This window comes from Bradyrhizobium sp., assembly GCF_030697065.1.
Taxonomy (GTDB): Bacteria; Pseudomonadota; Alphaproteobacteria; order Rhizobiales; family Xanthobacteraceae; genus Bradyrhizobium.
The window spans coordinates 1-14,350 of record NZ_JAUYQU010000309.1; the positions used below are offsets into that span (position 1 = coordinate 1).

The following is a 14,350-nucleotide window of genomic DNA, read 5'->3' on the forward strand; positions in this document are numbered from 1 at the left end:
CCGACGATTCGCCCGGTGACATGATGGGCATCGCGGAACGGCATTTTCAGCGTCCGTACCAGCCAGTCGGCGAGGTCGGTGGCGGTGGCGTAGCCCTCGCCGGCAGCAGCCTTCATCCGCGCCTCGTCCGGGACGATATCCAGCACCATGCCGGTCATCGCCCGGACCGCCAGCGACAGCGCGCCGAATGCCTCCATCGCGCCCTGCTTGTCCTCCTGCATGTCCTTTTGATAGGCCAGCGGCAGGCCCTTCATCACAATCAGCAATGCGGTCAGCGCGCCGATCACCCGGCCGGTCTTGGCGCGCACCAGCTCGGCGGCGTCCGGGTTGCGCTTCTGCGGCATGATCGAGGAGCCGGAGGTGAACTTGTCGGACAGCCGCACGAGGCCCACCAGCGGCGAGGTCCAGATCACGATTTCCTCGGCGAAGCGCGACAGATGCACCGAGGCGATCGCCGCCGCCGACAGGGTTTCGAGGACGAAATCGCGGTCCGAAACGGCATCGAGCGAATTGGCCATCGGCCGGTCGAAGCCGAGCGCGCTCGCGGTGGCGTCGCGATCGATCGGGAACGAGGTACCGGCCAGCGCTGCGGCCCCCAGCGGCGATTCGTTGAGCCGCTTGCGCGCATCGGCAAAACGCCCGCGGTCGCGCGCCGCCATCTCGACATAGGCCAGCAGATGATGCCCGAACGTCACCGGCTGGGCGGTCTGCAAATGGGTGAAACCGGGCATCACCGTGCCGGCATGTTCCAGCGCCCGCGTCAGCAGCGCGTGCTGGAACGCGGCCAGCGACGCGTCGATCTCGTCGATGGTGTCGCGAACATAGAGCCTGAAATCGGTCGCGACCTGGTCGTTGCGCGAACGCGCGGTGTGCAGCCGCCCCGAGGCGGGCCCGATCAGTTCGCCGAGCCGGCTCTCGACATTCATGTGAATGTCCTCGAGCGCGCGCTTGAAATCGAACGATCCCTTGTCGATTTCTGACAAAATCGTGTCTAGACCCCTGGCGATATTTTTCGCATCACTCGCGGTGATGATGCCCTGGGCTGCAAGCATCGCGGCGTGGGCCTTGGACGCGGCGATGTCCTGGGCATACATGTGACGATCGACGTCGATGGAGACGTTGATTTCCTCCATAATCGCATCGGGGCCCTCACCGAACCGGCCGCCCCACATCTTGTTGCTCATGACTTGTTGCTCATGACCTATTACTCATGCCTGCCATTGAGGGTCACGCCCGCGAGCCGAACGCCGCACCAGGCTGAACCGGCCGCAATCCCGGCTCTGCATAGCCGTATCTGATACAGGATGACAAACGATATGCCCGAACTGCCCTCAGCCCCCCGGGCCGCCACCCGCCGGATTCCGCTTGCGGTCGGCGCGGTGCTGACCGTGGCGGCGATCGGATCTGCCGTCCTCTACGCGACCGGCGGGCTGAACCGGCCAACCGGCGATGCCGCCTGCCGCCCCGCGGTCGAGTTGGCGCGCAAGATCGCCCCTCTGGCACATGGCGAGGTCGCCGCGCTGACCATGGCGACGGCACCGCTGCGGCTGCCGGACCTTGCCTTCGACGATGCCACCGGCCAGCCCAGGAAACTGTCGGACTGGCGCGGGCGGATAGTTCTGGTGAACCTGTGGGCCACCTGGTGCGTGCCCTGCCGCAAGGAAATGCCGGCGCTCGACGAGTTGCAAGCCAAGCTCGGGGGTGCGGAATTCGAGGTGGTGGCGATCAATATCGACACCCGCGATCCCGAGAAGCCGAAGAATTTCCTGAAAGACGCCAATCTGACCCGGCTCGGCTATTTCAGTGACCCAAAAGCCAAGGTTTTTCAGGATCTTAAAGCCGTGGGCCGGGCGCTCGGGATGCCCACCTCGGTTCTGGTCGACGGCCAGGGCTGCGAAATCGCCACGCTCGCCGGACCCGCGGAATGGGCCAGCGAGGACGCCGTCAAGCTGATCAAGGCTGCGACGAAGCCGCAGAGCTAGCCCGTCATTCCGGGGCACGCGTCTTCGCGTGACCCGGAATCTAGAGATTCCGGGTTCGATGCTGCGCATCGCCCCGGAATGACAACGGAAATTCTAGGCCGAAACGTCGAGGCTGCCGCCGACGCCGGCGCCGAGATTGGCGGACGAATTCTGGCCGGCGCCCAACAGGGTCAGGACCGCGGATTTCTCGGCATCGGCATTCTGCTTGATGAACGAGGCAGCCATCTGCATTTGCGTGCCGCTCGCCTGCATCGCGAGCATGCTGCTCACCGTTGCCATCATATCCATACGCAATACTCCCGACGGGGGTCACCCTACGCAGCGCTGGTTAATGATGCGTGTTTGAGGGGCGGCAACGGAGCGGAAGCCGACCCAACTCAACGGCAGTTTTCCACAGGAATGAACAATTCCAGAACCGATGGTCCAAGCACCTGCAAACACGCCACGAATCGAATTATCTCCCTCACCTTATCCGGGGACTTATCAACAGCCTCGCCGGCTTCGGATGGTGGAATGCACGCTCCCTGCGGATCGCGCCTCAGCGCGTCGGGACCGGCTTGTCGCCGCGATAATCGTAGAAACCGCGCTGGGTCTTGCGACCGAGCCAGCCGGCTTCGACGTATTTTACCAGTAGCGGGCATGGCCGGTACTTGGAATCGGCGAGGCCCTCATGGAGCACCTGGATGATCGACAGGCAGGTATCCAGCCCGATGAAATCGGCCAGTTCCAGCGGCCCCATCGGATGGTGGGCGCCGAGCTTCATCGCGGCATCGATCGCCTCGACGTTTCCGACCCCCTCATACAGCGTATAGATCGCTTCGTTGATCATCGGCAGCAGGATGCGGTTGACGATGAAGGCCGGAAAATCCTCGGACACCGCGATCTGCTTGCCGAGTTTGGTGACGAATTCCTTTGATGCCTCGAATGTCGCGTCGTCGGTGGCGATACCCCGGATCAGCTCGACCAGTTCCATCAGCGGCACCGGATTCATGAAGTGAATGCCGATAAAGCGCTCGGGCCGGTCGGTGGACGCGGCCAGCCGAGTGATCGAGATCGAGGAGGTGTTGGAGGCGATGATGGCGTCCGGCCTCAGCACCGCGCACAGATCATGAAAAATCTTGCGCTTGATCTCTTCCTTCTCGACCGCGCTTTCGATCACCAGATCGCAGTCGGCGAGCCCTTCCATGGTCTCGCTGGATACGATGCGCTCCAGCGCCTGCTTGCGGGCATCTTCGCTGATGATCTTCTTGGCGACCTGGCGCGAAAGGTTGCCGTTGATGGTTGCCATGCCGGACTTGAGGCGATCGGCGGACACGTCGTAGAGCACCACGTCCAGCCCGGCCAGCGCCGCCACATGCGCGATGCCGTTGCCCATCTGGCCCGAGCCGATCACGCCGACCTTCTTGATCATCAACGCCATTTCTTCATCTCACCGGGGAGGACGCGGCCCGCGCGTCCGCCCTCTCTTGCATGAACACCGGCCGGTGTCCGATCCATCCGGCCGGATACTGGAAACGTCGTTACTTTCCGAGCTTGCCGAGCGCCTCGGTCAGTTCGGGAACCGCCTGGTAAAGGTCCGCGACCAGGCCGTAATCGGCCACCTGGAAGATCGGCGCGTCCTCATCCTTGTTGATCGCGACGATCACCTTGGAATCCTTCATACCGGCGAGATGCTGAATGGCGCCTGAAATGCCGATGGCGACATAAAGTTCCGGAGCCACCACCTTGCCGGTCTGCCCGACCTGCCAGTCGTTCGGCGCATATCCGGCATCGACCGCGGCGCGCGAGGCGCCGACACCGGCGCCGAGCTTGTCGGCGAGCGGCTCGATATATTTGGCGAAGTTCTCGCGGCTCTGCATCGCGCGACCGCCGGAGACGATGATCTTTGCCGATGTCAGTTCCGGCCGATCGCTCTTCGCCACCTCTTCGCCGACGAAGCTGGAGAGGCCGGGATCGGCCGCCGAGGCGGCATTCTCGATCGACGCGCTGCCGCCGTCGCCGGCCGCGGCAAAGGTCGAGGTCCGCACCGTGATGACCTTCTTGGCGTCCTTCGACTTCACCGTCTGGATCGCGTTGCCGGCATAGATCGGCCGCTCGAAGGTATCCGGCGACACCACCTTGATGATTTCCGACACCTGCATGACGTCGAGCAGCGCGGCGACGCGTGGCATCACGTTCTTGAAGCGCGAGGTCGCGGGCGCCACGAAGGCGTCATAAGCAGGGGCCAGCGCCACGATCAGCGCGGCCAGCGGCTCGGCCAGATCGTGCGCATAGGCATCGCCCTCGGCGACCAGCACCTTGGTGACGCCGGCAAGCTTGGCGGCAGCCTCGGCCGCGGTCTTGGTGCCCTCGCCGCCGCCGGCGACCAGCACATGGACCTCGGCGCCCAATTGGGTGGCTGCGGTCAGCGCCTTGTTGGTGGAGTCTTTCAGGGTGGCGTGTTCGTGTTCGGCAATCAACAGCGTGGTCATCAGAGAACCCCGGCTTCGTTCTTGAGTTTCGACACCAGCTCGGCGACGTCCTTGACCTTGACGCCTCCCTTGCGGCCCGGCGGTTCGGTGGTCTTGAGAATCTCGAGATGGGCGGTCAGATCGACGCCGTAGTCGGCCGCGCTCTTGTCGGCGATCGGCTTCTTCTTGGCCTTCATGATGTTGGGCAGGCTGGCATAGCGCGGCTCGTTCAGCCGCAAGTCGGTGGTTATGATCGCCGGACCCTTCAGTTTCAGGGTCTGCAGGCCGCCATCGACTTCGCGGGTCACCTTGAAATCGGAACCGTCGACCTCGACCTTGGAGGCGAAGGTCGCCTGCGACCATCCGAGCAGGGCGGCCAGCATCTGGCCGGTCTGGTTGGAATCGTCGTCGATCGCCTGCTTGCCGAGAATGACGAGGCCGGGCTGCTCTTCGTCGACGATGGCCTTGAGGATCTTCGCCACCGCCAGCGGTTCGACGTTGCCCTCGGCCTTGACCAGAATGCCGCGGTCGGCGCCCATGGCGAGACCTGTGCGGATGGTTTCGGACGCCTGGGCGGGGCCGATCGACACCACCACGACCTCGGTTGCCTTGCCGGCCTCTTTCAGGCGCAGGGCTTCCTCGACGGCGATTTCGTCGAACGGATTCATCGACATCTTGACGTTGGACAGTTCGACGCCCGATCCGTCGCTCTTGACCCGGACCTTGACGTTGTAATCGACCACCCGCTTTACCGGCACCAGAACCTTCATCGACCCTCTTTCGCTTGAATTTGGCAGCAATCAGCTTGGGCGCGGAACCTAAAGGTCCCGCTATCGGCGGTCAACGCGCGAAAGCCAAAAATCGCCCCAAGAAATCGTCACTTCAGCGATTTTGGCCGGGCACCCACAACACGTCCCCGGTACCGTTTTGGTTGACTGAACGGCTGGCGACGAACAGGAAATCCGACAGCCGGTTGATATACTGGATCCCGGCGTCGCTGACCGGCTCGTCGGGCCTGGACGCGAGTTCCACCATGATCCGTTCCGCGCGGCGGCATATGGTACGCGCCAGGTGCAGGTGCGCCGCCGCCGGCGTCCCCCCGGGCAGCACAAACGAGGTCAATGGCGCCAGTTCGGCGTTCAACGCGTCGATGTCACGCTCGAGCCGTTCGACCTGGCTGGCCAGCATCCGCAGCCGCTCCGCTTTGCCCTGGCGCTCGGGCACCGCGAGGTCGGCGCCGAGATCGAACAGATCGTTCTGGATCAGGCCGAGCATCGCATCGATCTCGCGCGCCTCCGCCAGATGCAGCCGAACCATGCCGATCGCGGCATTGGTTTCGTCGACGGTTCCATAGGCCGCGATGCGCAGGTCATATTTCGGACGCCGTTCGCCGCTGCCGAGCGCCGTGGTGCCGTCGTCGCCGGTCCTTGTGTAGATACGATTGAGGACGACCATCATCAGACTCCGATGTTTCCGAACACCTCTCCCAATGGGAGAGGTCGGCGCGCAGCGCCGGGTGAGGGGTTACGCACCATCGAGAGACCGTACCCCCTCACCCCAACCCTCTCCCCCTGGGAGAGGGGGCTCACCGGTTCCAGCCGGTCCATATCGTTATCAATTGAACTAGCGGCTCATCGCCCAGACCGCCAGCATGGTGATGACGATGGCGATAAATTGCAGCAACACCCGCAACCGCATCAGTTTCTGCGAGCGATCCGGCGATCCGCCCCGCATCATGTTGATGAGACCGAGCAGCAGAACCAGCGCAACTGCCGCGACCGCGATGGGAAGGAGAATCGTACTCAGGAAGGATGCCATCGGCGCTACATAACACCGCACCGGGCGGTCCGCCATCGCGGTATGGCGGGACCCTCCCCCCGCCGCAACGATCTGGCTTTTTGTCCAGTAATATCAGAAGTTAGCGCGGCCGCCGGTTGAACCACTCATCCGCTCCGTCAGGTGAAATGTGAGGCATATCCGCTACGTCTATCTGGTCGTCATGGATGCGTTCTATACGTTTCTCGCCGATGACGGCTGGGCGATCGCGAGCCATATCGCGCTGTCGGCGCTGATGGCGCTGTTTCCGTTCCTGATCGTGCTGACGTCGCTGGCCGGCTTTTTCGGCTCCAAGGAACTCGCCGATCAGGCGGTGACGCTGTTGCTGCAGGTGTGGCCGCAGCAGGTGGCGGATTCGCTGTCGAGCGAGATCCACGACGTGCTGACGACGACGCGCGGCGATGCGCTGACCATCGGCCTCGTGCTCGCGGTGTATTTCGCTTCCAACGGCATCGAAAGTCTGCGGGTCGGACTGAACCGCGCCTATTCGGTGATCGAGCCGCGGAGCTGGTACTGGCTGCGGCTGGAATCGATCGGCTACACTCTGGTCGCCGCCTTCACCGCGCTGGCGATGGCGTTCCTGATCGTGCTCGGACCGCTGATGCTGGAAGCGGCACGGCGCTACATTCCGCTGATCGTCGAAACCAACGAGTATTTGCTCAACGTCGCGCGCTACGGCATTACCGTCATGGCGCTGGTGATCGCGCTGTTCATCCTGCACGCATGGCTGCCGGCGGGCCGCCGCAGTTTCCTGCAGATCCTGCCGGGCATCATCTTCACCTTCGTGGCGTCGTTGCTGTCGGGCATCGGATTCGGACAGTATCTCGCCCGCTTCGCCAACAATTACGTCACGATGTATGCCGGCCTCGCCTCGGTCATCATCGCGCTGGTGTTCCTGTATTTCATCGCCGCGATCTTCGTCTATGGCGGCGAGTTGAACGCGGCGATCATCAAGTCGCGGTTGCCGCGCGGCGTGTCGCTTCAAGCAGCACAGTCGCTAGAGCCCTTGGACTCACAGGTTTGACCAGAAAGGCGTCGGCGCCGGCGGCGCGCGATGCCGCCTCGTCGTCGCCGCGGCCCGACACCCCGATGATCGCAACGCGTCCGAACGGCGCCGGCAGCTTGCGGATTCGCCTGATCGCCTCGATGCCGTTGATGCCCGGCAACACCATGTCCATCAGCACCGCGTCGAAATCGCCCTGCGCGATCCGCTCGGCCGCGATCTCGCCGCGCCCGATGAATTCAGCCTGGTGGCCGAGTTCGCTGAGGATCGCATTGAGCACGACCCGGCCGAACGGATTGTCCTCGACGCTGAGAACGCGCAGGCCGCGCACCCGATCCGGCGGGGAATCGACATCCGCGCCCGAACTGGCAGCTTTCGGCGCCCTGGCTCGGGCCAGCGTCACGCTCAGCGTGAAGGTGGTTCCTCCGCCCGGCCGCTGCGCCACGATGATGTCGCCGCCCATCGCGCGCGCCAGCGCCTTGACCGACGACAGCCCGAGCCCGGCGCCGCCGAAGCGGGATGCGATCGAGACATTGGCCTGCGAGAACGGCCGGAACAGGCGCTTGATCTCGCTGAGCGTGAGGCCGATGCCGCTGTCGGAAACCGCAAAGGCCACGCTGACCTTGCCCTTCGGTCCGCGCATCGGCCTGACCATGAGGCCGACGCCGCCGGCCTCGGTAAACTTGGTTGCATTGTCGATCAGGTTTTCCAGCGCCGCGCGCAGCCGCACCGGATCGCCGATCACGAAGGCCGGCAATTTTTCGGAAATCTCGATCTGGGATTGCAGACCCTTCGCGGTCGCCCGGCCGGCCAGCGAATCACCGACGCTGCGGGCGAGCGCGCGCAGATCGAAGAAGTCCTGCCGCACCCCGAGCCCGGAGCCCCGGCTCCTCGCGGCATCGACGAACAATGTCGCGAGACTGGCGAGATGCTCGGCGCCGGCCTTGATGGTATCGACCCAGCGCCGCTCCCGCTCGTCGAGGTCGGAGGTCGCCAGGAGATCGCTGATGGCGAGAATTCCGGTCAGCGGGGTGCGGACCTCATGGGCGAACGCCGCGAGCGCGGCCTGGACCATGCCCGGTCCGGTCGTCGCGACCACGCGCTTGCGCGCCTTGCCCGCGGCACGGGCTTTAGCGCGTTGTTTCGGCATCCGTTTTTTCGGTATCCGCGTAGGGCGCTTGGCGCGCGACTTAACCGCCATGATTCCCCCGACCTGGCCGGCATCACCATGCCATGGAGGGCGGCGAAGAGTCACGAAGGGCGTTTCGGGGAAGCCGGGCCGACTTGTTGGAGCAGGCCGAGCCGGAGGCGGATGTCGGCAGGCGTCGCGCCGCCGGCCCGGAGTTCGCGAAGTCCGGTCGCGGCCGACGATTTCGACAGCTTCCGCCCCGCGTCGTCGCGCACGAGGCGGTGGTGGCGGTAGACCGGCTGCGGCAAACCGAGCAGATGCTGTAGCAGCCGGTGCACGCTGGTCGACCAGAACAGGTCCGCGCCCCGCACCACCTCCGACACGCCCTGCAGGGCGTCGTCGATCACCACCGACAAATGATAGCTGGTCGGCGTCTCCTTGCGCGCGAGAATGACGTCGCCCCAACTCTCGGGCCTGGCGGCCACCGCGCCGGCCTCGCCATCGGGACCTTCGCCGTGCTCGGTCCAGCCGATATCTGGGATCAGGGCGCACGACGCCGCCATGTCGAGCCGCAGCGCGTAGGGCGCGCCCGAACCAAGCAGGCGCGCGCGCTCGTCCGGCGGCAGCGACTTTGCATTGCCGGGATAGAGCGGTGCGCCGTCAGGATCGCGCGGCCAGGGGGCCTGCGCCTCGCGCTGCGCCACCAGCCTCGCGATCTCGGCGCGGCTTTCGAACGCGGGATAGATCAGACCCATGGCAGACAGTCTTTCGAGCGCGGCGCGATAGTCGGCAAGATGCCCGGACTGTCGCCGCACCGGCGTTTCCCAGGTGATTCCGAGCCAGGCGAGGTCTTCATAGATCGCGGTCTCGAATTCCGGCCGGCAACGCGCCGGATCGATATCCTCGATGCGCAGCAGGAAGCGACCGCCGCTGCGGCGCGCGGCGTCGAAATTCAGCAGCGCCGAATAAGCATGGCCGAGATGCAGATAGCCGTTCGGGCTCGGCGCGAAGCGGAAAACGGGTGGCATGACTTCCCAACGCTCGTCATTGCCGGACTTGATCCGGCAATCCATCCTGCAAGAGACTCAGTTACGATAGAAGATGGATGCGCGGGTCAAGCCCGCGCATGACGACCTTTGGAATTGTTCGTTCAATGCCGATCCACCTCGAAACCCAGTCCGACCTCGAAGACGCCGTCCATGCGCTGATCAAGCTGGATCCGCGGCTGCAGCCGATCTTCGCGCTGACGGGGATGCCGGCGCTGCGGCGGCGCGAGCCCGGCTTTGCCGGGCTGGCCCACATCGTCTGCGGCCAGCAGGTCTCCACCGCCAGCGCCGCGGCGATCTGGGGCCGCGTCAGCGCGGCGTTCGACCCGTTCGATCATGACCGTTTGCGCAAGGCCCGCGCCGACCGGCTCGGCCGGCTCGGCCTGTCGGCGGCCAAGATCAAGACCCTGAAGAACCTGGCGCGAGAAATCGCCGCCGAACGGCTCAATCTCGACATGCTGGCGAACGAGGACGCCGACGCCGCGCACAACACGCTGACGGCGCTGCACGGCATCGGCCCGTGGACCGCCGACGTCTATCTCCTGTTCTGCCTCGGCCATGGCGACGCCTGGCCGGCCGGCGACCTCGCCGTGCAGGAAGCCGTCAAGGTCGGATTGGGGCTGAAGACCCGGCCGACCCCCAAACAGATGGCCCCGCTGGCGGAACCGTGGCGGCCGCTGCGCGGCGCGGCGGCGCATCTGTGGTGGAGCTATTACCGGGTGCTGAAGAAGCGCGAGGGCGTGATCGGAAAATAGGCATGGACGCGGAGACCTTCTAACCCCGCAACCTCACCCGATCTTCGCGGGCGCAGGCGGTGACAAAGCCGATCACGGCGCGGACCGCGGGCAACTCGACGAGGTCGGGATGCGCCAGCAGCCAGAGGTCCGACACGCTCGCGAGTTTTTGCGGCGCGACGCGGACCAGGTCGGGGTAGCCTTCGGCGACCAGGCAGGACAGTGCGGAAATCCCGAGGCCGGCCCGGGTGGCCGCGAGCATGTCGCCCTGCGACGAGCAGCGCATCACCACGGTGCCCTGCCGCGAGATCAGATCGCTCCAGCGCGCCAGATGCGCGTTCGATTCGCGGTCGGCAAACCCGATCACGCTGTGGCCTTTCCATTCGTCGCGCCGCTCCGGCAGCCGCCGCCGCGCCGCATAGTCGCGCGAGGCATAGAAGCCGGTGCCGAGCCGGCCGATCCTGCGGCCGATCAGGTTCTCCTCGCCGCTGTCGACCGGTCGCAGCACCACGTCGGCCTCGCGGCGGCGCACGCTGGCCGGAAACGGATGGGTGATGATCTCGAGCTGCAGATGGCCGTGCTCGCGCAGAAACGTCCCCATCCGCGGCATCAGCCAGTGCGCGGCGAGCGTGGCGCCGATCGACAGTTTCACGATGCCGCGGGCATGAGCCCCTGTCGCCGACACCGCCGCTTCGGCGCGCAGCGCCGCAGCGGCCATCGCCTCGACATGCTCACGAAACTTGCGGCCATGCGCGGTCAGCGACAGGCCTTCGTTGGAACGCGCGAACAGCTTGGTGCCGAGTTGATCCTCCAGCGCGGCGATGTTGCGGCCCACCGTCGGGTGGCTGGAGCGCAACTGGCGCGCCGCCGCGGCAAAACTGTGGGTCTCGGCCACGGCGACGAAACTCTTGCAAAGGTCCCAGTCCATCAAAGTCCCGCGCCTGAGATCGTGTTCAATTCTGCTACATCATCCGTTCGATATTGAACAGCCATCCCGCCCGCGTCCAGCCCTATAATGCGCCCGTCAGGTCCGCCGAGACGGACCCCGCGCCGCAAGCAACAAGCCAGACCGGATCCAGAGCTGACCGCCGTTTCCCGGCTCCGCGTTTCGAAGGGATGAATCGAATGCCGTTACCAGCCTCGCTCGTCGACACGCTCGAACTCCCGGTGGTGGGCTCGCCGCTCTTCATCGTGTCGGGTCCCGAGCTCGTCATCGCCCAGTGCAAGGCCGGCGTGGTCGGCTCGTTCCCGGCCCTCAACGCCCGACCGGTCGAAAAGCTCGGGGAGTGGCTGACCCGCATCGAGAACGAACTCGGCGAGTACAAGGCGCTGCATCCGGAGAAAAAGGTCGCGCCGTACGCGGTCAACCAGATCTGCCACGCCTCCAACGACCGGCTGATGCAGGACATGGAAACCTGCGTCAGGCACCAGGTTCCGATCATCATCACCTCGCTGCGGCCGCCGCAGGAGATCGTCGAGGCCGCGCATTCCTATGGCGGCGTCGTGTTCCATGACGTCATCAACGTCAAGCACGCGCGCAAGGCCGCCGAGCAGGGCGTCGATGGCCTGATCCTGGTCTGCGCCGGCGCCGGCGGCCACGCCGGCACGCTGTCGCCGTTCGCGTTGCTGCGCGAGGTGAAGCAATGGTTCAAGGGCACCATCCTGCTCTCGGGCGCGATCTCCGACGGCGCGAGCATCGCCTCGGCGCTCGCGCTCGGCGCCGACCTCGCCTATATCGGCACGCGCTTCATCGCCACCGAGGAGGCGAATGCCGATCTCGCCTACAAGAAGGCGCTGACCGAGCACGCCGCGCACGACATCGTCTATTCGAACCTGTTCACCGGCGTGCACGGCAATTATCTTGGGCCGTCGATCGTGGCGGCGGGACTTGATCCCGACAATCTGCCGGTCGCCGACAAGACCAAGATGAATTTCGGCTCCGGCGGCAACATGAAGGTCAAGGCCTGGCGCGACATCTGGGGCTCGGGCCAGGGCATCGGCCAGATCGCCGACGCGCCGCCGGTCGCCGAACTGGTGGCGCGCCTGAAAGCCGAATTCGCCGAAGCCAGCGTCGACTTCGTCAGGCGGGCGCGCGCCTGAGGCGCGCGCGATACGATTCAAGAAAATACAAACCATACACAGGGAGTTGGAACGATGAGACTACCGCGACAAGCATTGGCCGTCGCATTCGGCCTGGCCGCCATCACCACGCCTGCCGCCGCCGATGACGCGAAAGGCGAGATCCGAATCGGCCAGACCCTGCCCTACAGCGGCCCGGTCTCCGGCTTCGGCATCATCGGACGGGCGCAGGAAGCCTACTTCGCCAAGGTCAATGCCGAGGGCGGCATCAACGGCCGCAAGGTGAAGTTCATTTCCCTCGACGACGCCTATTCGCCGCCGAAGACGGTCGAGCAGACCCGGAAACTCGTCGAGCAGGAGGAAGTCCAGCTGATGTTCGGCTCGCTCGGAACCGCCACCAACAACGCCGTGCATCGCTATCTCAACAACAAGAAGGTGCCGCAGCTGTTCGTGCTGAGCGGCGCGACCAAATGGGCCGATCCGAAGAATTTTCGATGGACCATGCCGGGAATGGCGACCTACGAATCCGAGGGCGTGATTTACGCGAAGTACCTCCTGCAGACCAAGCCGGATGCCAAGATCGCCATCCTGTCGCAGAACGACGATTTCGGACGCGACTATGTCGCCGGCTTCAAGCGCGCGCTGGGGTCCAGGGCCGCGACCATGATCGTCGCGGAAGCGAGCTATGAGCATACCGCGCCGACCATCAGCTCGCAGCTGGCGACGCTGAAGGCGTCCGGCGCCGATGTGATGTTCGGCGTGGTGCTCGGCAAGTTCACCTCGCAGATGATCAAGGGCGTGGCCGAACTCAACTGGAAGCCCGACCCGTTCTTCGTGCCGACCTCGGCGTCATCGATCTCGTTCCTGGAGCCCGCCGGGCTGGACAACGCCGTCGGCCTGATCGCGTCCAGCAACCAGAAGGACCCGCTCGACGCGCAATGGGCCGACGATGCCGGTGTGAAGGAATACCTCGCCTTCATGAAGCAGTATCTGCCCAATGCCGACCTCAACAATTCGAACTACGCCGCCGGCTATCACTATGCCAACCTCATGGTGCAGGTGCTGAAGGCATGCAAGGACGACCTCAGCCGCGAGAACATCCTGAAACAGGCGACCTCGCTTCGCGAAATGCAACTGCCGATGTTGCTGCCGGGCATCACGGTCAGCACCGGTCCCGACGACTACCTGCCGTTCCAGCAGTTGCGGCTGCGCCGCTTCAACGGCAAGAGCTGGGTCGGCTTCGGCGAAATACTGGACGACAAGTAGGGCCGTCTCGCATTTTGACCGAGTCGCTGCGCCTCTTTTCCCCGCCCCCCGCGCGCGAAGCGAGTGGTGGGGAGGGGTCGGGGGTGGGGGGGTCTATCGGGCCCGATGTTTGAGTGAATGCGGGCACGACTCGCATCAAGTGCGCTGAAGCACCCCCCACCCCCGACCCCTCCCCGCCACGCGCAAGGGCGCGTGGGAGGAGGGGAGCATGAGGAACGCGACCATGATCATCAGCGGCGAGCGCAGCATCGGCTATCCCGAGATTCATGCGCGGATCGCCCGGGCGGCGACGGGATTGCGGACGCTCGGCCTGAAGGGCGGCACGCCCGTCGCCATGATGCTGCGCAATGATTTTGCGCTGTTCGAGGTCGCCGGCGCCGCGGCGGCGCTCGGCAGTCCGGTGGTGCCGATCAACTGGCATCTGAAGGCCGGGGAGGTCGCCTATATCCTGGCCGACAGCGGCGCCGGAATTCTGGTCTGCCATGCCGACCTGCTGCCGCAGATCGCAGACGGCCTGCCCGGCGATCTTCGCCTGCTGCTGGTCGAGACGCCGCCGGAAATTGCCGCGGCGTTCAACATTGCGCCCGAACTGACGCAGATCCCCGAGGGCGCAACGGACTGGAATAGCTGGCGCGACAGCCACGCGCCGTCGCCGGAGCCGGCGATCGGCGGCGCGCCGATGTTCTACACTTCGGGCACCACAGGCCTGCCCAAGGGCGTTCGCCGCAAGCCGATGCGGCCCGAACAGATCGCGGCCTCGGCGCGTGTCGGCGGCATCGCCTATGGCATCAAGCCTGGCGAGGATCAGGTGATCCTGATGAACGG

At 65.1% G+C, this 14,350-nt stretch carries 16 protein-coding genes; 6 read left to right on the forward strand and 10 right to left on the reverse strand.

The features are described from left to right. The coding region (gene argH, locus Q8R73_RS24525; protein WP_305722129.1) for an argininosuccinate lyase at positions 1-1,184 on the reverse strand (1,184 nt) is incomplete at its 3' end. Between the two features lie 120 nt (positions 1,185-1,304). On the opposite strand from argH, the gene Q8R73_RS24530 reads away from it, so the two are divergent. Beyond that, positions 1,305-1,982, forward strand: a complete 678-nt coding sequence (locus Q8R73_RS24530) for a TlpA disulfide reductase family protein (protein ID WP_305722130.1) — start codon at positions 1,305-1,307, stop codon at positions 1,980-1,982. Between the two features lie 93 nt (positions 1,983-2,075). On the opposite strand, the gene Q8R73_RS24535 is transcribed toward Q8R73_RS24530, so the two are convergent. From Q8R73_RS24535 to Q8R73_RS24560, 6 genes are all read right to left on the reverse strand, one after another. Further along, positions 2,076-2,270: a hypothetical protein gene (locus Q8R73_RS24535; RefSeq protein WP_305722131.1), complete on the reverse strand. Its 195-nt coding sequence runs from the start codon at positions 2,268-2,270 to the stop codon at positions 2,076-2,078. 250 nt (positions 2,271-2,520) lie between these two features. Continuing rightward, on the reverse strand, positions 2,521-3,402 hold the full coding sequence (locus tag Q8R73_RS24540; protein WP_305722132.1) for a 3-hydroxybutyryl-CoA dehydrogenase: 882 nt from the start codon (positions 3,400-3,402) through the stop codon (positions 2,521-2,523). Between the two features lie 100 nt (positions 3,403-3,502). Next, positions 3,503-4,453 (reverse strand): electron transfer flavoprotein subunit alpha/FixB family protein, encoded by a 951-nt coding sequence (locus Q8R73_RS24545; protein ID WP_305722133.1) that lies wholly within the window; start codon positions 4,451-4,453, stop codon positions 3,503-3,505. Next, the gene (locus Q8R73_RS24550; RefSeq protein ID WP_305722134.1) at positions 4,453-5,202 is read right to left on the reverse strand and encodes an electron transfer flavoprotein subunit beta/FixA family protein; all 750 of its coding nucleotides are present in this window, start codon (positions 5,200-5,202) and stop codon (positions 4,453-4,455) included. Before Q8R73_RS24550 ends, Q8R73_RS24545 begins: the two co-directional genes overlap by 1 nt. 112 nt (positions 5,203-5,314) lie before the next feature. After that, positions 5,315-5,887: a cob(I)yrinic acid a,c-diamide adenosyltransferase gene (locus Q8R73_RS24555; protein WP_305722143.1), complete on the reverse strand. Its 573-nt coding sequence runs from the start codon at positions 5,885-5,887 to the stop codon at positions 5,315-5,317. 168 nt (positions 5,888-6,055) lie between these two features. Beyond that, the gene (locus Q8R73_RS24560) at positions 6,056-6,250 is read right to left on the reverse strand and encodes a twin transmembrane helix small protein (RefSeq protein WP_305722135.1); all 195 of its coding nucleotides are present in this window, start codon (positions 6,248-6,250) and stop codon (positions 6,056-6,058) included. Positions 6,251-6,398: 148 nt separating this feature from the next. On the opposite strand from Q8R73_RS24560, the gene Q8R73_RS24565 reads away from it, so the two are divergent. Then, on the forward strand, positions 6,399-7,292 hold the full coding sequence (locus tag Q8R73_RS24565) for a YihY/virulence factor BrkB family protein (protein WP_305722136.1): 894 nt from the start codon (positions 6,399-6,401) through the stop codon (positions 7,290-7,292). Here the strand turns inward: Q8R73_RS24565 and Q8R73_RS24570 are convergent. Both Q8R73_RS24570 and gluQRS read right to left on the reverse strand, forming a co-directional pair. Beyond that, positions 7,219-8,472 carry an ATP-binding protein gene (locus tag Q8R73_RS24570; RefSeq protein WP_305722137.1) on the reverse strand — a complete coding sequence of 418 codons (1,254 nt, stop codon included), beginning with the start codon at positions 8,470-8,472 and terminating at the stop codon, positions 7,219-7,221. The two genes, Q8R73_RS24565 and Q8R73_RS24570, sit on opposite strands and share 74 nt — an antisense overlap. A gap of 50 nt (positions 8,473-8,522) precedes the next feature. Further along, a complete protein-coding gene (gluQRS, locus tag Q8R73_RS24575) occupies positions 8,523-9,428 on the reverse strand; it encodes a tRNA glutamyl-Q(34) synthetase GluQRS (RefSeq protein WP_305722138.1) in 906 nt (301 codons plus the stop codon). A 125-nt stretch (positions 9,429-9,553) separates the two neighbouring features. Here gluQRS and Q8R73_RS24580 point away from each other — a divergent pair, with 125 nt between their 5' ends. Next, positions 9,554-10,201, forward strand: coding sequence for a DNA-3-methyladenine glycosylase (locus Q8R73_RS24580; RefSeq protein WP_305722139.1), 648 nt, complete (start codon positions 9,554-9,556; stop codon positions 10,199-10,201). A gap of 19 nt (positions 10,202-10,220) precedes the next feature. On the opposite strand, the gene Q8R73_RS24585 is transcribed toward Q8R73_RS24580, so the two are convergent. Then, positions 10,221-11,108 carry a LysR family transcriptional regulator gene (locus tag Q8R73_RS24585; protein WP_305722140.1) on the reverse strand — a complete coding sequence of 296 codons (888 nt, stop codon included), beginning with the start codon at positions 11,106-11,108 and terminating at the stop codon, positions 10,221-10,223. Positions 11,109-11,305: 197 nt separating this feature from the next. Between Q8R73_RS24585 and Q8R73_RS24590 the strand changes: the two genes are divergently transcribed. From Q8R73_RS24590 to Q8R73_RS24600, 3 genes are all read left to right on the forward strand, one after another. Then, a complete protein-coding gene (locus Q8R73_RS24590; RefSeq protein ID WP_305722141.1) occupies positions 11,306-12,280 on the forward strand; it encodes a nitronate monooxygenase family protein in 975 nt (324 codons plus the stop codon). Positions 12,281-12,334: 54 nt separating this feature from the next. Then, positions 12,335-13,525, forward strand: coding sequence for an ABC transporter substrate-binding protein (locus tag Q8R73_RS24595; RefSeq protein ID WP_305722142.1), 1,191 nt, complete (start codon positions 12,335-12,337; stop codon positions 13,523-13,525). 223 nt (positions 13,526-13,748) lie between these two features. Continuing rightward, positions 13,749-14,350 (forward strand): AMP-binding protein (locus Q8R73_RS24600; RefSeq protein ID WP_305722144.1); only part of this gene is annotated, 602 nt, incomplete at its 3' end.